Below are 17,772 nucleotides of genomic sequence, written 5' to 3'. Positions count from 1 at the left end.
TTATGCCGCTTCACCGCGCCGCGTCGGTCGGTCCGGCCATGATTCCGGCAGCCCCGACGGCGGCCCCGACGGCGGGCGGCGTCCCGATCAGCTCCATCCGCGTCGTCGTCGCGCCCAGATCGATCCCCGCCTCGCGGAACTGGCGCAACAGCGTGAACAGCAGCGCGCTGCGCACCGGATAGGCATCGCGCGGGCTCGCGACATAGGCGAAGCAGTTGAGCTTCGCGCGCCCGCCATCGACCGAATCGATGAACACCTTCACCTCGGGATCGTCGAGCACCTCGCTCTGGTCGGCAAAGGCGGTGAACAGCATCGTCCGCACCGCGTCGAGATCGCTTTCGAGCGGCACCGAGAATTGCAGCTGGATCCGCCCGATCGGCGCGGCCAGCGTCATGTTCTGGATCGTCTTGGTGATCAGTTCCGAATTGGGGACGATCAGCGTCGATCGGTCCGCGACCTGGATCTCGGTCGACCGCACGTTGATCCGCTTCACATCGCCCTCCTGGTTGCCGATCCGCACCCAGTCGCCGATCTTGACCGGCCGCTCGGCGAGCAGGATCAGCCCCGACACGAAATTCTGCGTGATCGCCTGCAGGCCGAAGCCGATGCCCACCGACAGCGCACCGAGCACCACCGCCAGCTTCTCCATCCCGATCCCGAGCGCGGCGAGCGCCCACAGCACCGCGGCGATGATCCCCGCATAGCGCGCGACCATCGTCACCGAATTCTGCGCGCCCGCATCCATCGCGGTCGTCGGCAGGTAACTGTTGACCAGCCAGTGCTGCAGCCCGCGCATGATCGCCAGCGCGACGAACAGCACCCCGATCGAGCGCAGCACCGCGCCCGGCGAGATCGTGATCTCGCCCACCGTGATCCCGCCCGCGACCGTGCCGAGCAGCTCGAACACCGATGTCACGCCCGCCCCGAACGGCGCCATCACCGCGCCGAACGCCAGCATGATCAGCATCAGCCGCAGCACCGCCGACACCAGCACGCCGATCTGGTCGACGGTGCGGTTGCCGACGCCGAACCCGCTGTTCGCGCTGCGCCCGATCCGGTTGCTGCTCGACAAGGCGGCGCGGCACGCATCGTCGGTAAACGTCATCATCAGGTACAGGGTCGCGCCGACGATCGCGCCCCACAGCATCCACTGCCCGGTCTTCAACCCGAAATTGACGTAGCCGATCAGCGTCGCGCCCAGCGCCACGACGACGCCCAGCCAGACCACCAGCGCGATGATCGCCAGCAGGCTGTTGCGCGCCGGCGCGGCCGGATCCGCCAGCGCCGCCGCACGCAACCGCGCCAGCGCCATCAGCACGCTGCCGATCAGCGCGAGGTGGAGCAGCGCGATCAGCGCATTGGCCGCGGTCGATGCTGCCGCGCTCGCCCCGACCTGCACATTCGCCGCGATCAGCAGCGGGCCGAAGAACACCAGCGCCGCCGCCGCCCAGGTATAGGGCCTGAGCGTCTGCGCGGCGGTGTCGCCGATCGGCAGCAGCCGCCAGCTCGGCTGGCCGCGCAGCAACAGCGCGCCGCCGAGCGACGACAGGAACGCGGCAAAGAAGGACAGCCCGACAAAGGTCGAGGCGAGTTCGCTCCAGGCGGGCGACAGCAGCGCAGACCAGCGCAGCGACTGGACCACCGCCAGCGCCGCCAGCCCCGGCAACATCGTGCCGATCACCACCAGCCACAGCGCATAGGCGGACCGCCGGATCCGCCCCCCCGGCGCATGATCGGTCGCATAGCCGCGCCCCAGCCGGTGCAGCGCACCGCGCACCGGCACGAGCAGCACCAGTGCGGCGAGCAGCCCGGTCAGCGCGATGATCGCCGCCTGCATGTCGAACCGCTGGACGAACTGGCGCGCGCCGGTCGCCGCGAACCGGTTCAGCCGCGCGGTGTCACGCGGCAGGTGATCGACGATCGCGGTCCACAAAGTCGGCGACAGCGGCGACGCGCTGCGCTCGGACAGTTGCTGGCCTAGCTCCTCCGCCTCGGCCGCACCGATATCGTCGATCTGCTGCTTGGCCTCGACCCCGATCAGCCGCGCGCGCTTGATCGCCGAATCGATCGCCGACTGGCTCTGCGCGAGCAGCCGGCGCTGCTGGCGGATCTCGGGCGCCTCGACCACCCCCGGCGTCGCCGCGCCCAGCTCGGTCACTCGCGCCTGGACCAGCGCCATTTCGGGCGTCAGCACGCGCACCGCCTCCGCTGCGGTCGCCTGCACCGCCTCCGCCCGCGTCCGCAACGCCTGCCGCGCCGCATCGTCACGCGCCTCGACCGCGGCATCGTCGACCGCCTGCAACTCCGCCGACGCCCGCGTCAGCCCCGCCGCCACCGAGGCCACCTTCGCCTCGTCCTGCGCGACGGCAGGCAGAGCGGACACGAGCAGCAGCAACGCGGCGAAATAGCGGGGAACGATCATCCGCCCGGCTCTACAGCGTCACAGCCAAAAACGGGAGAGCCCGCCGCGATGGCTCCCCGCCCGGATGGCGCACCCCTACGCTGCCCCACCCCTACGAACCACCCCGGCGTCGGCCGGGGCCCAGTTGGGAAAGCTGAAGTGACGACGCGCAGCGCTAGCCAGCCACGTCCCCCAACTGGACCCCGGCCTCCGCCGGGGTGGCGCACAATGCGTGCGGCGGTAGCCCCACCCCACCACAAACCAAACCACCCCGGCGAAGGCCGGGGCCCAGGTGGGAAGGCTGAGGTGGCGACGCGCAGCGCTAGCCTAGCCACGTCCCCCAACTGGACCCCGGCCTCCGCCGGGGTGGTGGACCCCTTGTTCTCCCGCGAAGGCGGGAGCCCAGTCTAGGTCCCCGCCTTCGCGGGGACACAAGGGCCGCAACGCCTATTCCAGCTCCAAGATCACCTGATCCACCGCCAGGCTGTCGCCCGCCGCGGCCGACACCGACTTCACCACGCCGGTCTTCTCCGCGCGCAGGATATTTTCCATCTTCATCGCCTCGACCACTGCGAGCGCCTGCCCCGCCTCGACCCGGTCCCCCGCCGCCACGTCGAGCCGCACGAGCAGCCCCGGCATCGGGCAGATCAGGAATTTCGACAGGTCGGGCGCAACCTTCTCGATCAGATGCGCGGCATAGGGTGCGACCCGCGCCGGCAGCACGCGCGCGACATGGCTCGCGCCGCGCGTCGTCAGCCTGAACCCGGCGCGCGCCCTGGCGATGCGGATCGTGAGATGCTCGTCGCCCTCGACCATCACCATCCGGTCCCCCGGCGTATATTCGAGCGACAAGTCGAGCTCGACGCCATCGACCGAAATCCCGTCGGTCGACACGCGCACGTCGTGATCCGTCCCGCCGATCGTCACCACCCAGTCCGCAGGCGGCCGCAACCGCCGCCCGAGCTGCCCGTCGATCCGCCGCGCGCGATCGGCCTCCGCGGTCGCGGCGAACGCGGCGACGGCGGCAAGCGTCGTCAGCAACGCCGCATCCGCGGGCGCGCCGTGGAAGCCGTCGGGATATTCCTCGGCGATGAACCCGGTCGTCAGCGCGCCAGACTGGAAGCGCGGATGCTGCATGATCGCCGACAGGAAATCGATGTTGTTCCCCGGCCCCTCGAGCTCGAACGCGTCGAGCGCCGCGATCTGCGCCGCGACCGCCCCCTCGCGCGTCGGCGCCCAGGTGATCAGCTTGGCGATCATCGGGTCATAGAACATGCTGACCTCGCCCCCCTCGCGCACGCCATCGTCGACACGGACGCGGGGTTCTTCTGCCCCCCCTCCCGCAAGCGGGAGGGGAGACGTCTCAGGCGGATTATACCGCACCAGCCGCCCGATGCTCGGCAGGAACCCGCGATACGGATCCTCGGCATAGACCCGGTTCTCGATCGACCAGCCGTTCAGCTTCACGTCGTCCTGCGCGAACCCCAGCGGCTCGCCCGCCGCGACCCGGATCATCAGCTCGACCAGATCCAGCCCGGTAATCTCCTCGGTCACCGGATGCTCGACCTGGAGCCGCGTGTTCATCTCGAGGAAGTAGAACCCCTCGCCGCTCGTATCCGCGCCCGACACGATCAGCTCGACCGTCCCCGCCGAATAATAGCCGACCGCCCGCGCCAGCGCGACCGCCTGCTCGCCCATCGCCTTGCGCATCTTGGGCGTCACGAACGGCGACGGCGCCTCTTCGACGACCTTCTGGTGCCGCCGCTGGATCGAGCATTCGCGCTCGTTGAGATAGACGATGTTGCCATGCTGGTCGCCGATCAGCTGGATCTCGATATGCCGCGGGCTTTCGATGAACTTCTCGATGAACACGCGGTCGTCGCCGAACGACGCCAGCCCCTCGCGCTTGGTCGCCTCGAAGCCCTCGCGGACGTCCTGCTCGCCATAAGCCAGCCGCATGCCCTTGCCGCCGCCGCCCGCCGACGCCTTCATCATCACCGGATAGCCGATGTCGCCCGCGATCCGCACCGCCTCGTCGGTGTCCGCGATCTCGCCCAGATAGCCCGGCACGACGTTGACGCCCGCCGCCTTGGCGAGCTTCTTCGATTCGATCTTGTCGCCCATCGCCGCGATGGCAGCCGGCGGCGGGCCCACGAACGCGATCCCCGCCTCGGCACACGCCCGCGCAAAGCTCTCGCGCTCGGACAGGAAGCCGTAACCCGGATGGATACAGTCCGCGCCCGTCTCCTTGGCCGCCAGCAGGATCAGCTCGGCCTTGAGATAGCTTTCCGCCGCGGGCGCTGGCCCCAGCCGCACGCTCTCGTCCGCCATCAGCACGTGCGGGCTGCGCACATCGGCGTCGGAATAGACCGCGACGGTCTTGATCCCCATCGCCTTGGCGGTGCGCATCACGCGGCATGCGATCTCGCCGCGATTGGCGACCAGGATTTTCTTGAACATCTCTCGCCCTAAACTGTGCCGTCTCCCCGGCTTGGCGCCGGGTGCGGACGTGTATTTACTGGTACCACATCATCGATTTGAGCTGCGCGGTCCGTGCCTTGGTCAGGCCGGTGCGACAGTCGGCGATCGTCATCGCCTGCGCCGATCCGCCGGCATATTGCCCGCCCTCGATCACGCACTGCGTGTCGCGGAACTTCAGCCACGCGCGCTGGCTTTCGAGCAGCGATCCCGCAAACCCGAAGCCACCGCCACGCGACGTGTCCTGCGCATCGCGCCGCTTCATATAGGCGTAGGTCCGCTTCCACTGCGCGGTCATCGCCGCATCCGCCTGCGCATAGCTGCTGCCCGCGGACCGGGTCATCTGCGCCTGCGACTGGGGCTGCATCGGCGCGGCGGCCATCAAAAGTGCGATCAGCAGCATGTCTTGGCCTCGCGCATCGGCTCCGGCCCGACCATCGGCGTCATGCCGAGCTTGGCCAGCAACGCCGCATCCGCGCTGTCGCCCGCATTGCCCGTCGTCAGCAGCGTGTCGCCGGTGAAGATCGAATTCGCCCCCGCCATGAAGCACAGGGCCTGGGTCGCCTCGGACATGCTCTCGCGTCCCGCCGACAGCCGCACCATGCTCAGCGGCATCGTGATCCGCGCCACCGCGACGGTCCGCACGAACTCGATATCGTCGATCTTCGCGAGCGGCGTGTCGGCGAGCATGTTGCCGAGCACCGTCCCCTTGACCGGCACCAGCGCATTGACCGGCACGCTCTCGGGATGCCGCGGCAGCGTGGCGAGCGCATGGACGAAGCCGACGCGGTCGCCGCGCGTCTCACCCATCCCGACGATCCCGCCGCAGCACACCGAGATGCCCGCATCGCGCACATTGGCCAGCGTCTCCAGCCGGTCCTCGAAGGTCCGCGTGGTGATGACGTTGCCGTAATTCTCAGGGGAAGTGTCGATATTATGGTTGTAGTAATCGAGCCCCGCATCGGCGAGCTGCCGCGCCTGCTCCGCGTCGAGCATGCCGAGCGTCATGCACGTCTCCAGCCCCATCGCGCGGACACCCTCGACCATCGCCACGACCTTCGGCATGTCGCGCGGCTTCGGGTTGCGCCACGCCGCGCCCATGCAGAAGCGCTGCGATCCCGCCGCCTTGGCATGCGCGGCGTCCGCGAGCACCGCATCGACGTCCATCAGCTTTTCCGCCTTCAGCTGCGTGTCCGCGCTCGCCGACTGCGAACAATAGCCGCAATCCTCGGGGCACCCGCCGGTCTTGATCGACAGCAATGTGCACAGCTGCACCTCGCTCACCGCATGATGCGCCCGGTGCACGGTCTGCGCCCGGTACATGAGGTCGTCGAACGGCAGGTCGAACAACGCCGCGATCTCAGGACGCGTCCAGTCGGTCCTTACTTCACCCCCCTCCCCTTCAGGGGAGGGGCTGGGGGTGGGGCCTGTCCGCATATCCGACGTCGCGTTCGCGGCGGAACCCCACCCCAACCCCTCCCCTGAAGGGGAGGGGCTCGCAGGTGCCCCATAGCCGTCACCGGAGGGGCTCGTGCGGATCATCGTATCGGTCATTCTGCGGCTTCCTCTTGCGGGCCCATATTATGGCCGAGGAGCTTCAACACGTCCTCGGCGGCCTGGATCAGGTTGGTGCCGGGTCCGAAGATCGCCTGGACCCCGGCATCACGCAGCGCCTGATAGTCCTGTGCGGGAATAACGCCACCCGCGATCACCTTGATATCCGCGCGTCCCGCCTCGCGCAGGTGGCCGATCAGCTCGGGGATCAGCGTCTTGTGCCCCGCCGCGAGGCTCGACGCGCCGACCACGTCGACGTCCTTGGCCAGCGCCAGCGCGGCGACCTCCGCCGGGGTCTGGAACAGCGCGCCCGGCACGATCTCGAACCCCAGATCGCCGAACATCGACGAGACGAGGTTGGCGCCGCGGTCATGCCCGTCCTGCCCCATCTTGGCGACCAGCATGCGCGGCTTGCGTCCCAGCCGCCGCTCGGTCGCTTCGACCCCGTCGGTCAGCCGCGTCCAGCGCGCATCATCCTCATACGCGCCGCCATAGACGCCCGACACGGGCGTCGGCTGCGTGCCATAGCGCCCGAACACATCCTCCATCGCCGACGAGATCTCGCCGAGCGTCGCCCGCGCCCGCGCACACTCCACCGCGAGCGCCAGCAGGTTCTCCGACCCCTTCGCGCCCTCGCGCAGTGCATCCAGCGCCGCCCGGCACGCCTCCTCGTCCCGCGTCGCCTTCACCCGCGCGATCCGCTCGACCTGGCCTGCGCGCACCGCGACATTGTCGACGTCGAGGATCTCGATCGCGTCCTGCTCGGCGAGTCTGTACTTGTTGACGCCGACGATCACGTCCTCGCCGCGATCGACGCGCGCCTGGCGCCCCGCGGCGGCCTCCTCGATCATCGCCTTGGGCCAGCCCGCCGCGACGGCCTTGGCCATCCCGCCCTCGGCCTGGATCCGCTCGATCAGCGTCCACGCCCCGTCGACCAGGCTCTGCGTCAGGCTCTCGACATAGTAACTGCCGCCGAGCGGATCGACGACCTTGGTCATCCCCGTCTCTTCCTGCAGCACGATCTGCGTGTTGCGCGCGATCCGGGCGGAAAAGTCGGTCGGCAGCGCGATCGCTTCGTCGAGCGCGTTGGTGTGGAGCGACTGCGTGCCCCCCAGCATCGCCGCCATCGCCTCGATCGTCGTGCGCATGACGTTGTTGTACGGGTCCTGCTCGGTCAGCGACACGCCGCTCGTCTGGCAATGCGTGCGCAGCATCTTCGAGCGCTCGTCCTGCGCGCCCAGCTCCGTCATCGCGCGGTGCCACAGCACGCGCGCGGCGCGCAGCTTGGCGATCTCCATGAAGAAGTTCATGCCGATCGCGAAGAAGAACGACAGCCGCCCGGCGAACTTGTCGATGTCGAGCCCGCTCGCGACGCCGTATTTCACATATTCCATGCCGTCGGCGATCGTGAAGGCGAGCTCGTGGAGCTGCGTCGCTCCCGCCTCCTGCATGTGATAGCCGCTGATCGAGATGCTGTTGAACTTGGGCATCTCGCGCGACGTGTAGCCGAAGATGTCCGAGATGATCCGCATCGAGGGTTCAGGCGGGTAGATATAGGTGTTGCGGACCATGAACTCCTTGAGGATGTCGTTCTGGATGGTCCCGTCGAGCAGGTGCCGCGGCACGCCCTGCTCCTCGCCCGCGACGATGAAGAAGGCAAGGATCGGGATCACCGCGCCGTTCATCGTCATGCTGACCGACATCTTGTCGAGCGGAATGCCGTCGAACAGGATCTTCATGTCCTCGACGCTGTCGATCGCGACGCCGGCCTTGCCGACATCGCCCGTCACACGCGGATGATCGCTGTCATAGCCGCGGTGCGTCGCGAGATCGAACGCGACCGAGAGCCCCTTCTGTCCCGCGGCAAGATTGCGCCTGTAGAACGCGTTCGACGCCTCCGCGGTCGAGAACCCCGCATATTGCCGGATCGTCCACGGCCGCCCCGCATACATCGACGCCCGCACCCCACGCGTGAACGGCGCGAACCCCGGGAGGCCGGGGTCGGCGGTCACGTCGTCAGCGGTGTAGAGCGGCTTGACGTCGATCCCCTCCGGGGTCGCCCAGGTCAGGTCGGCGCCCTTCACCTCCTTGGCAGCAGCAGCCTCCCACTCGGCAAGCGTCGGATTCGGTTTGTCAGTCATACTCTAGTTCCCCGGCGAAGGCCGGGGCCCAGCCCTAAAATAAATCGCGCGCGGCAGCGCGTTCGATGCTGCGCATCGAGCCTGGGCCCCGGCCTCCGCCGGGGAACGAGAAGCGCGTGTCGTCACGTCCCCGTGAACACCGGCTTGCGCTTCGTCAGGAACGCGATCCCGCCCTCCATCGAATCCGCAGACCCGCGCGCCGCACGCTGGTTGACCGCCTCGGCCTCCATCGCGCCCGCATAATCGCTCGCATACGCAGCCGTGATCGCCCGCCGCATCAGCCCGAGCGCAACCGTCGGCATCGCCGCCAGCCGCTCCGCCAGCGCGAACGCCTCGGCGTCGAGCGCATCGTCCGCGACGACCTTGTGCACCATCCCCCAGTCGAGCGCCTTCGCCGCGGGCACCCGCTCGCCGAGCATCATCATCTCGGTCGCCCGTGCACGCCCGATCAGCCGCGGCAGCATCCACGACGCGCCGCCATCGGGCACCAGCCCGATATTGACGAACGCCTGGAGGAAATACGCGCTCTCGCTGGCGACACAGAAATCCGCGGCAAGAGCGAGGCTGCACCCGATCCCCGCCGCCGGCCCGCGCACTGCGCTTACCACCGGCACGCCCAGATCGGCGATCGCCGCCATTGCCGGATTATAGCTGCCGGTCAGCGCCTGATAGGTCGCCGCACCCGGATCATCCGACCCCAGCGCCCCGCCGCCGACATCCGCGCCCGAACAGAACGCCCGCCCCGCACCCGCGATCAGCACCGCCCGCGCACCGTCGAGCGAGGCGACCGCGGCGGCGATCTCCTCGAACATCGCCGGCGGCGCCGCATTCAGCCGGTCGGGCCGGTTGAGCGTCAGCACCAGCACGTCGCCACGCCGCTCGCTCAGGATATGCACATAGGCGGTCATGCCAGTCTCCCCCATCGATTACGCCCCAGTCCGCGAGCCCCACCCCCGCCGTTCGCCCTGAGCGAAGTCGAAGGGCCTGAGTCCCACGCACGCGGACCACGCCCACCACGAACGGACAAAGGATGCGGGGTCAATGATCCTCCCCCGGCGTCTCCATCAACTCGACGAGCATGCCGCCAAAGTCCTTCGGGTGGACGAACACGATCGGCGTGCCATGCGCACCGATCCGCGGTTCGCCGAGCACCGTCGCGCCCTTGGCTTTCAGCTCCGCGACCGCCACAGCGATATCGGCCACTTCGAAACACACATGATGCTGCCCCCCCGCCGGGTTCTTGCGCAAAAACCCCGCAATCGGCGAACTCTCGTCATACGGCTCGATCAGCTCGATCTGCGTATTGGGCGCATCGATGAAGCACACCTTCACGCCCTGCGCAGGCAGGTCGAACGGCTCGCCGATCGCGGTCGCGCCGAGCAGCAACCGATACGTCTCGACCGACTTCGCGATCGACGGCGTCGCGACCCCGACATGGTTGAGGCGGCCCAAAGTCATTGCGCATCCTCCGCCGCGGGCGGCGCAGGCGGCGGCGGCACGACGCCCAGCGTGTAGCCGCACACCCCCAGCACCTGCCGCACCATCGCATCGCTCGCCGGCGCGGCGAAATTGGCCTGCACCGCAAAGCCTGCGCCATTGGTCGACTCGACCCGCAGCGTCTTCGATTTCACCAGGAACGTCGTCAGCCGCGTGATCGCCACGGGATCGGTGATGTACGTTCCCGTCCCCGGAAACTGCCAGTTATAGGTGAAGGCCGGCCCACCATCGAAGCGCACCGCGACCGGCTTGTCCGCGCCCTGCCCGAGCGACTGCGGCTGGATGAACTGGATCGACACGATCGACTCGGTGCCGACGTCGCACTTCACGACGAACCGCGACAGCCCGTCATTGCCCGTGACCGAGGTGGAGATGCTCCGCACCCCCGCCGCATTGGTCCGGTCGGCGAGCTTCCACGCGGGCGTTGCTGTGCTTGTCGCAGCCGCGGCTTGAAGAAGCAGAAGCGCGATCATTGCTCGATCCTCGGGGTCGGTCGTATCCCGGACCGCATTTCCTCGAACGTTTCCAGGCGGATCAGGCGCCCGTTGATCTGAATGACCGAGTCGACCACGCGTCGCACCTGCCCGTTGGTCGCGGCAAGTTCCTCATTCAACCGTTCCACCTTGCTGCGGAGCAGGATGACGGACTCGATCGTCCGCATCGCGTCGCCGATCATGCCCATGCGGCATGCTCTGCGTCGGACAACCCGGCCTCGCGCAGCCTGGCGTCGATATCGGCGCGCAGACGCTGCTGCCCCTCGATCGCCGCATCGAGCGCGGCGTGCATTGCCGGGAGCGCCTCGTCGAGTTCATGGATCAACAGCTTGAAGCGGTCGTCCTCGGTCATGTCGCCCTCCACGACATAGCGCGAGGTCGCCTCGCGAACGACGTGGCCGACGGACATGCCGTTGCTCGCCGCAAACGCGTCGAGCGCCGCCTTGTGATCGGGGGTGGTCAGAAACGTCACGCGTTCGGTCTGCATGTCACGACTCCTTCGCATGACATGATAATGTGCTTGGCATGACCCAACAAGCCGCCCCTTCAGAGCGGGATGTTGTCATGCTTCTTCCACGGATTTTCGACCGCCTTGCCGCGCAGTTTCCGCAGGCCCAGCGCGATCCGCCGCCGTGTCGAATGCGGCTGGATCACCTCGTCGATGAAGCCCTTGCTCGCCGCGACGAACGGATTCGCGAAGCGCGCCTCATACTCCGCGGTGCGCGCGGCTATCTCCTCGGGCGTCTTGCCGCGAAAGATGATCTCGACCGCGCCCTTCGCGCCCATCACCGCGATCTCCGCGGTCGGCCATGCATAGTTGAGGTCGCCGCGCAGATGCTTCGACGCCATCACGTCATACGCGCCGCCGTAAGCTTTCCGCGTGATCACGGTGATCTTCGGCACGGTCGCCTCGCCGTACGCGAACAGCAGTTTAGCGCCGTGCTTGATGATGCCGTTATGCTCCTGCGCGGTGCCGGGCAGGAAGCCGGGGACGTCGACGAAGGTCACGATCGGAATCTCGAACGCGTCGCAGAAGCGCACGAACCGCGCCGCCTTTTTCGAGCTGTTGATGTCGAGCACGCCCGCGAGCACCATCGGCTGGTTCGCGACGAAACCGACGGTCCGCCCCTCGATCCGCCCGAAGCCGGTGATGATGTTGGCCGCATGCGCCGGCTGCGTCTCGAAGAAATCGCCCTCGTCGACGACCTTCCGGATCAGCTCGTGCATGTCATAGGGCTGGTTCGCCGACGCCGGGATCAGCGTGTCGAGGCTCTCCTCGACCCGGTCCCACTCGTCCGCAGTCGGCCGCTCGGGCACGCCGGCGCGGTTCGATTCGGGCAGGAAGTCGAAGAAGTCGCGCGCCGCGAGCAGTGCCTCGATGTCGTTCTCGAACGCATTGTCCGCGACCGACGTCTTGGTCGTGTGCGTCACCGCGCCGCCCAGCGCCTCCTGCGTCACCACCTCGTTCGTCACCGTCTTCACCACGTCGGGGCCGGTCACGAACATGTAGCTCGAATCCTTCACCATGAAGATGAAGTCGGTCATCGCCGGGCTGTACACCGCGCCGCCCGCGCACGGGCCCATGATCAGCGACAGCTGCGGCACGACGCCGCTCGCGAGCACGTTGCGCTGGAACACCTCGGCATAGCCGCCAAGGCTGGCCACGCCCTCCTGGATGCGCGCGCCGCCGCTGTCGTTCAGCCCGATGATCGGCGCGCCGACCTTCATCGCGCTGTCCATCACCTTGCAGATCTTCTGCGCGTGACGCTCGCTGAGCGACCCGCCGAATACCGTGAAATCCTGGCTGAACACGAAGACGAGGCGGCCGTTGATCGTGCCCGATCCCGTAACCACGCCGTCGCCGGGGATCACCTGGTCCTGCATGCCGAAATCGACGCAGTTATGCTCGACATACATGTCGAGCTCCTCGAACGATCCCTCGTCCAGCAGCACGTCAAGGCGCTCCCTTGCGGTGAGCTTTCCCTTGGCGTGCTGCGCTCCGATCCGCTTGATACCCCCGCCCACTCTTGCGGCTTCGCGGCGTCGTTCAAGCTCTTCGATCGTCGATGACATCGTCTCTCCGTCCTGCTGGGGGCTTTCACAGAGCGGGACGCAATGCGCAAATGCAATGTTGCAAACTTGTGCCACCCATGTTTGCAAACTACACCCGCAGCATGACCAATCCCCCACGCCGCCTCTTCGTCGGACACCGGCTGCGCGACCTTCGCGGCACGCTCGGGATCAGCCAGGCGGCGATGGCGGTCCGGATCGGCATCTCGGTCAGCTATCTCTCGCAGATCGAGAATGGCGACCGCCCGGTCAGCGAAGCCGTGCTCGTCACATTGGCGCGCGAATTCCCCGCCGACTGGGGCAGCATCGACGCCGACGACGACACCGCGCTGCTCGTCGCGACGCTCGAGGCCGTCACCGACACCAGCGTCGCCGCGCCGACTCTGGACGAAAGCGCGATCCGCCGCGCGGTGAAGCACCAGCCGCTGCTCGCCCAGCGCCTCGTCGCGATGCACGACGCCTATCGCCGCGCGCAGGAGCAGTTGCGCGCGCTCGACGACCGTCTCGTCGCCGGATCGGGCGCACCCGGACTGCTCCCCTGGGAGGATGTCCGCGACTGGTTTCACGCCGCGGGCAATTATGTCGACACGCTCGATCGCCGCGCGGAGGAAATCGGCGAGACGCTCGGCAGTGACCGGATCGCCGCACTCGAGGCGCGGCTCGCGGCGCGCGGCGTCTCGGTGACGATCTCGGGCGCCCTGGCAGCACCGTTACGCGACTATGACGGCGCGACGCTGCGGCTCGACGGGTCGCAGCCCGGCGAGACCACGCTCTTCTCGCTCGCGCATCAGGTCGCGCGCGGCGAATTCGCCGATCTGATCGCCGACATCGTCGCCGCCTCCGACATGGCGTCGGAAACCACGCGCGCGCTGCTGACCGCGGGGCTCACCAACTACGCCGCGGGCGCGATCGTCATGCCCTATACCCGCTTCCGCAGCGAGGCGCGCAGCGTCCGCCACGATATCGACCGGCTGCGGCGGATCTTCGGCACCAGCTTCGAACAGACCTGTCACCGGCTCTCGACCTTGCAGCGTCCCGGCGCGCTCGGCATCCCGTTCTTCTTCTGCCGCGTCGACATGGCGGGCAACATCACCAAGCGCCACTCCGCCACCCGCCTCCAGTTCGCGCGCTTCGGCGGCGCCTGTCCCTTGTGGATCGTCCACGAAGCGGTCGCGATCCCCGACCGCATCCTGACGCAATTGCTCGAGACCAGCGACGGCATCCGCTACGTCTCAATGGCCAAGGGGCTGGTGAAACCGTCCGAAACCTATACCCGGCCCGCGCGCCGCTATGCGGTGGCGCTGGGCTGCGAGGAAGCGAACGCGTCCGAATTCATCTACGCCGACGCGCTCGGCACCGGCGGCATCGCCACCCCGATCGGCGCATCCTGCCGCATCTGCCTGCGCCCCGACTGCGACCAGCGCGCCTTTCCGCCGGCCGCCAGCGAAATCCGCGTCGACCCCAACCGCCGCGGCGCGGTGCCGTATGAGGTGGTGTGACGACTAGGCCACCTCCCCGGCGAAGGCCGGGGCCCAGTTGGGGGCCGGAAATAACGTGAGGCGAAGCGGAGTCACGAGGGCCTTCCCACCTGGGCCCCGGCCTCCGCCGGGGAGGTAGTGTACGTCGCTGACCGCTCGCCCCAATCCGGCGACCCAGGACAGGCGGCCGCATCCAGCCCGCCCCCCAAAACCCGTCATCCCCGCGAAGGCGGGGATCCAGACCGGCAAACCACGGCGATACCCACAAAAGCCAGCCGCTCCGGCTTCCCGCCTCCGCGAGAATGACGGCACGGGTCGCACGTCCCGGTCAAAAAAACCCGTTCCCCCGCGAAAGCGGGGGCCCAGGGTCAAGCAGCGCAGCGCTTCATAACCCTGGACTCCCGCCTCCGCGGGAGAACGGCCGGGGCAAACGCCCCCTCAATCCTTCGGAAAGAACCGCTCCACCACGTTACTCGCCAGTCGCGAAGGCCGCAGCGTCTCCGCATCCAGGCAACACCAGCTCGACTTCACCTCGGCCAGCACATCCTCGCCGCGCTTGATGATCGTCTCGTAGAACGCCCGCGCGCCCTGCACCTTCTCGAGCAGCACCGTCGCGATCACGTCGTCGTTCAGGAACGCCGGCTTGCGGTAGGTAATCTCGTGTTTCAGCGCGACCCACAAATGCCCCGCCACCGCGTCGGCAGGCGCGAGCCGCTGCCAGTGATCGATCACCGCGGCCTGTACCCACTTCAGATAGTTCGCGTTGTTGACGTGACCCATGAAGTCGATGTCGGCCGGCTCGATGCCGATGGCGTAGATATGGGGAATGGCTGTTGACACCCCACCCATATAGCATGGGCGCGGGCTTATAGCGATCACGACGCTGCTTCGACACCGACAATAAACGCTATTCCGGCCCGCCGCGCTTGTCCCTAGCATGATGCAACGCCGCCCTCTTGTGTTGCCTAAATACAACACCATCTCTGGCCAAAGACCACAGGGATACGCCCATGGACATCGACAAATTCACCGACCGCGCGAAAGGCTTCCTCCAGTCCGCGCAGACCGTCGCGATCCGCATGAACCATCAGCGGATCGCGCCCGAGCATCTGCTGAAGGCGCTGCTCGAGGACGAACAGGGCATGGCCGCCGGGCTGATCGCGGCCGCGGGCGGCGACGCCAAGCGCGCGACCGCCGAGACCGATCTCGCGCTCGCCAAGATCCCCGCCGTGTCGGGCTCGGGCGCGCAGACCACGCCGGGCATCGACAATGACGCGGTCCGCGTGCTCGACCAGGCCGAACAGATCGCGACCAAGGCGGGCGACAGCTTCGTCACCGTCGAACGCCTGCTCGTCGCGCTCGCGCTCTCGCTCAACACCGCCGCGGGCAAGGCGCTCAAGACCGGCGGCGTCACCCCCGAGGGGCTCAACACCGCGATCAACAGCGTCCGCCAGGGCCGCACCGCGGACACCGCGGGCGCCGAGGACCGCTATGACGCGCTCAAGAAATTCGCGCGCGACCTCACCCAGGCGGCACGCGACGGCAAGCTCGACCCCGTCATCGGCCGCGACGAGGAGATCCGCCGCACGATCCAGATCCTCGCGCGCCGCACCAAGAACAACCCCGCGCTGATCGGCGAACCCGGCGTCGGCAAGACCGCGATCGCCGAAGGCCTGGCACTGCGCATCGCCAATGGCGACGTCCCCGATACGCTGAAGGACCGCCGCCTGATGTCGCTCGACATGGGCTCGCTCATCGCGGGCGCGAAATATCGCGGTGAGTTCGAGGAGCGGCTGAAGGGCGTGCTCGACGAGGTGAAGGCCGCCGAGGGCGACGTCATCCTGTTCATCGACGAGATGCACCAGCTGATCGGCGCGGGCAAATCCGAAGGCGCGATGGACGCGGGCAACCTCCTGAAACCCGCTTTGGCGCGCGGTGAGCTCCACTGCGTCGGCGCGACCACGCTCGACGAATATCGCAAATATGTCGAGAAGGACCCCGCGCTCCAGCGCCGGTTCCAGCCCGTCATGGTCGGCGAACCCACGGTCGAGGACACGATCTCGATCCTGCGTGGCCTCAAGGAGAAATACGAGCTCCACCACGGCGTCCGCATCACCGACGGCGCGATCGTCGCCGCCTCGACGCTGTCGAACCGCTACATCACCGACCGTTTCCTCCCCGACAAGGCGATCGACCTGATGGACGAGGCCGCAAGCCGGATCCGCATGGAGGTCGAATCCAAGCCCGAGGAGATCGAAAATCTCGACCGCCGCATCATCCAGCTCAAGATCGAACGCGAGGCCCTGAAGCGCGAGACCGACGAGGCCTCGATCGACCGGCTCGACACGCTCGAGGGCGACCTCGTCAATCTCGAGGAACAGTCCGCCGAGCTGACGACGCGCTGGAAGGGCGAGAAGGACAAGATCAACGCCGAGGCACGGCTGAAGGAACAGCTCGACGCCGCGCGATTGGAACTCGACCAGGCACAGCGTTCGGGCGATCTCGCCCGCGCGGGCGAGCTCTCCTACGGCACGATCCCCGGCCTGCAACGCCAGCTCGACGAGGCCGCGGGCGCGACCAAGGGCGCGATGCTGCGCGAGGAGGTCAATGCCGACGACATCGCCGGTGTCGTCAGCCGCTGGACCGGCATCCCGGTCGAGCGGATGCTCCAGGGCGAGCGCGACAAATTGCTCGCGATGGAGGCGACGATCGGCAAGCGCGTCATCGGCCAGGCGCATGCGGTCAAGGCCGTCTCGACCGCGGTCCGCCGCGCACGCGCGGGCCTTCAGGATCCGAACCGGCCCTTGGGCAGCTTCCTATTCCTCGGGCCAACGGGCGTCGGCAAGACCGAGCTGACCAAGGCGCTCGCCGAATTCCTGTTCGACGATCCCTCGGCGATGGTCCGCATCGACATGAGCGAGTTCATGGAAAAGCACGCGGTCGCGCGGCTGATCGGCGCCCCTCCAGGCTATGTCGGCTATGAGGAGGGCGGCGTGCTGACCGAGGCGGTCCGCCGGCGTCCCTATCAGGTGATCCTGTTCGACGAGGTCGAGAAGGCGCATGGCGACGTGTTCAACGTGCTGCTCCAGGTGCTCGACGACGGCCGCCTGACCGACGGCCAGGGCCGCACGGTGGATTTCAGCAACACGCTGATCATCCTGACGAGCAATCTCGGCAGCCAGTATCTCGCCAACATGGCCGAGGGCGACGACGTCTCGTCGGTCGAACCGCAGGTGATGGAGATCGTCCGGTCGCACTTCCGCCCGGAATTCCTCAACCGCCTGGACGAGGTGATCCTGTTCCACCGTCTCGGCCAGGCGCACATGGCGCCGATCGTCGACATCCAGGTGTCGCGCGTCGACAAGCTGCTCGCCGACCGCAAGATCACGCTCGACCTCACCGAAGCCGCCCGCGCCTGGCTCGGCCGCGTCGGCTACGACCCCGTCTACGGCGCGCGCCCCCTCAAACGCGCGGTCCAGCGCTACCTCCAGGACCCGCTCGCCGACATGATCCTGCGCGGCGAGGTCAAGGACGGCGCCACCGTCCATATCGACGAGGGCGACGGGAAACTGGTGCTCGCGGTCGGGTGAGCCCCCGAACCGCAGGCACAAAAAAAGGGCGGGTCCCGAAGGACCCGCCCTCATGCAGAATGCTCGTTC

Annotated in this window: 14 protein-coding genes; 2 read left to right on the top strand and 12 right to left on the bottom strand. The window is 67.9% G+C overall.

Annotated elements, in window-relative coordinates; translation table 11 throughout:
- Positions 1-10 precede the first annotated feature (10 nt).
- From NEF64_RS03055 to NEF64_RS03005, 11 genes are all read right to left on the bottom strand, one after another.
- Positions 11-2,422 (bottom strand): DUF3772 domain-containing protein, encoded by a 2,412-nt coding sequence (locus tag NEF64_RS03055; protein WP_056406999.1) that lies wholly within the window; start codon positions 2,420-2,422, stop codon positions 11-13.
- Positions 2,423-2,848: 426 nt separating this feature from the next.
- Positions 2,849-4,861, bottom strand: a complete 2,013-nt coding sequence (locus tag NEF64_RS03050) for an acetyl-CoA carboxylase biotin carboxylase subunit (protein ID WP_252574599.1) — start codon at positions 4,859-4,861, stop codon at positions 2,849-2,851.
- Positions 4,862-4,916: 55 nt separating this feature from the next.
- Complete coding sequence (locus tag NEF64_RS03045; RefSeq protein WP_056406995.1) at positions 4,917-5,282, bottom strand: lysozyme inhibitor LprI family protein; 366 nt, start codon at positions 5,280-5,282, stop codon at positions 4,917-4,919.
- Positions 5,273-6,316 (bottom strand): biotin synthase BioB, encoded by a 1,044-nt coding sequence (gene bioB / locus NEF64_RS03040; RefSeq protein ID WP_056406993.1) that lies wholly within the window; start codon positions 6,314-6,316, stop codon positions 5,273-5,275. Before bioB ends, NEF64_RS03045 begins: the two co-directional genes overlap by 10 nt.
- A gap of 113 nt (positions 6,317-6,429) precedes the next feature.
- Positions 6,430-8,574, bottom strand: a complete 2,145-nt coding sequence (gene scpA, locus NEF64_RS03035; RefSeq protein ID WP_056406991.1) for a methylmalonyl-CoA mutase — start codon at positions 8,572-8,574, stop codon at positions 6,430-6,432.
- A gap of 122 nt (positions 8,575-8,696) precedes the next feature.
- A complete protein-coding gene (locus NEF64_RS03030) occupies positions 8,697-9,482 on the bottom strand; it encodes an enoyl-CoA hydratase-related protein (RefSeq protein ID WP_056406989.1) in 786 nt (261 codons plus the stop codon).
- Between the two features lie 130 nt (positions 9,483-9,612).
- Complete coding sequence (gene mce / locus NEF64_RS03025) at positions 9,613-10,032, bottom strand: methylmalonyl-CoA epimerase (RefSeq protein WP_056406987.1); 420 nt, start codon at positions 10,030-10,032, stop codon at positions 9,613-9,615.
- Positions 10,029-10,544, bottom strand: a complete 516-nt coding sequence (locus tag NEF64_RS03020) for a hypothetical protein (protein WP_056406985.1) — start codon at positions 10,542-10,544, stop codon at positions 10,029-10,031. Before NEF64_RS03020 ends, mce begins: the two co-directional genes overlap by 4 nt.
- Positions 10,541-10,753 carry a hypothetical protein gene (locus tag NEF64_RS03015; protein WP_056406984.1) on the bottom strand — a complete coding sequence of 71 codons (213 nt, stop codon included), beginning with the start codon at positions 10,751-10,753 and terminating at the stop codon, positions 10,541-10,543. Before NEF64_RS03015 ends, NEF64_RS03020 begins: the two co-directional genes overlap by 4 nt.
- Positions 10,744-11,052, bottom strand: coding sequence for a hypothetical protein (locus tag NEF64_RS03010; RefSeq protein ID WP_056406982.1), 309 nt, complete (start codon positions 11,050-11,052; stop codon positions 10,744-10,746). Before NEF64_RS03010 ends, NEF64_RS03015 begins: the two co-directional genes overlap by 10 nt.
- A 59-nt stretch (positions 11,053-11,111) precedes the next feature.
- Positions 11,112-12,638: an acyl-CoA carboxylase subunit beta gene (locus tag NEF64_RS03005; protein ID WP_056406980.1), complete on the bottom strand. Its 1,527-nt coding sequence runs from the start codon at positions 12,636-12,638 to the stop codon at positions 11,112-11,114.
- A gap of 101 nt (positions 12,639-12,739) precedes the next feature.
- Between NEF64_RS03005 and NEF64_RS03000 the strand changes: the two genes are divergently transcribed.
- On the top strand, positions 12,740-14,134 hold the full coding sequence (locus NEF64_RS03000) for a helix-turn-helix domain-containing protein (protein WP_252574597.1): 1,395 nt from the start codon (positions 12,740-12,742) through the stop codon (positions 14,132-14,134).
- A gap of 417 nt (positions 14,135-14,551) precedes the next feature.
- Here NEF64_RS03000 and NEF64_RS02995 read toward each other — a convergent pair whose 3' ends face one another.
- On the bottom strand, positions 14,552-14,953 hold the full coding sequence (locus NEF64_RS02995) for an acyl-CoA thioesterase (protein WP_056407449.1): 402 nt from the start codon (positions 14,951-14,953) through the stop codon (positions 14,552-14,554).
- A gap of 170 nt (positions 14,954-15,123) precedes the next feature.
- On the opposite strand from NEF64_RS02995, the gene clpB reads away from it, so the two are divergent.
- Complete coding sequence (gene clpB, locus NEF64_RS02990) at positions 15,124-17,703, top strand: ATP-dependent chaperone ClpB (RefSeq protein ID WP_056406978.1); 2,580 nt, start codon at positions 15,124-15,126, stop codon at positions 17,701-17,703.
- Positions 17,704-17,772: the final 69 nt, after the last annotated feature.

It is taken from the genome of Sphingomonas aerolata, from assembly GCF_023935825.1.
Lineage (GTDB): Bacteria > Pseudomonadota > Alphaproteobacteria > Sphingomonadales > Sphingomonadaceae > Sphingomonas > Sphingomonas aerolata.
Note: the sequence above shows the minus strand (reverse complement) of the source record. Positions and strands in the feature narration are given on the sequence as shown.

Bases quoted from the DNA above. Each gene is read 5' to 3' on its own strand.
- NEF64_RS03055 (WP_056406999.1), bottom strand. From the start codon at position 2,422: ATGATCGTTCCCCGCTATTTCGCCGCGTTGCTGCTGCTCGTGTCCGCT.
- NEF64_RS03050 (WP_252574599.1), bottom strand. From the start codon at position 4,861: ATGTTCAAGAAAATCCTGGTCGCCAATCGCGGCGAGATCGCATGCCGC.
- NEF64_RS03045 (WP_056406995.1), bottom strand. From the start codon at position 5,282: ATGCTGCTGATCGCACTTTTGATGGCCGCCGCGCCGATGCAGCCCCAG.
- bioB (WP_056406993.1), bottom strand. From the start codon at position 6,316: ATGCGGACAGGCCCCACCCCCAGCCCCTCCCCTGAAGGGGAGGGGGGT.
- scpA (WP_056406991.1), bottom strand. From the start codon at position 8,574: ATGACTGACAAACCGAATCCGACGCTTGCCGAGTGGGAGGCTGCTGCT.
- NEF64_RS03030 (WP_056406989.1), bottom strand. From the start codon at position 9,482: ATGACCGCCTATGTGCATATCCTGAGCGAGCGGCGTGGCGACGTGCTG.
- mce (WP_056406987.1), bottom strand. From the start codon at position 10,032: ATGACTTTGGGCCGCCTCAACCATGTCGGGGTCGCGACGCCGTCGATC.
- NEF64_RS03020 (WP_056406985.1), bottom strand. From the start codon at position 10,544: ATGATCGCGCTTCTGCTTCTTCAAGCCGCGGCTGCGACAAGCACAGCA.
- NEF64_RS03015 (WP_056406984.1), bottom strand. From the start codon at position 10,753: ATGGGCATGATCGGCGACGCGATGCGGACGATCGAGTCCGTCATCCTG.
- NEF64_RS03010 (WP_056406982.1), bottom strand. From the start codon at position 11,052: ATGCAGACCGAACGCGTGACGTTTCTGACCACCCCCGATCACAAGGCG.
- NEF64_RS03005 (WP_056406980.1), bottom strand. From the start codon at position 12,638: ATGTCATCGACGATCGAAGAGCTTGAACGACGCCGCGAAGCCGCAAGA.
- NEF64_RS03000 (WP_252574597.1), top strand. From the start codon at position 12,740: ATGACCAATCCCCCACGCCGCCTCTTCGTCGGACACCGGCTGCGCGAC.
- clpB (WP_056406978.1), top strand. From the start codon at position 15,124: ATGGACATCGACAAATTCACCGACCGCGCGAAAGGCTTCCTCCAGTCC.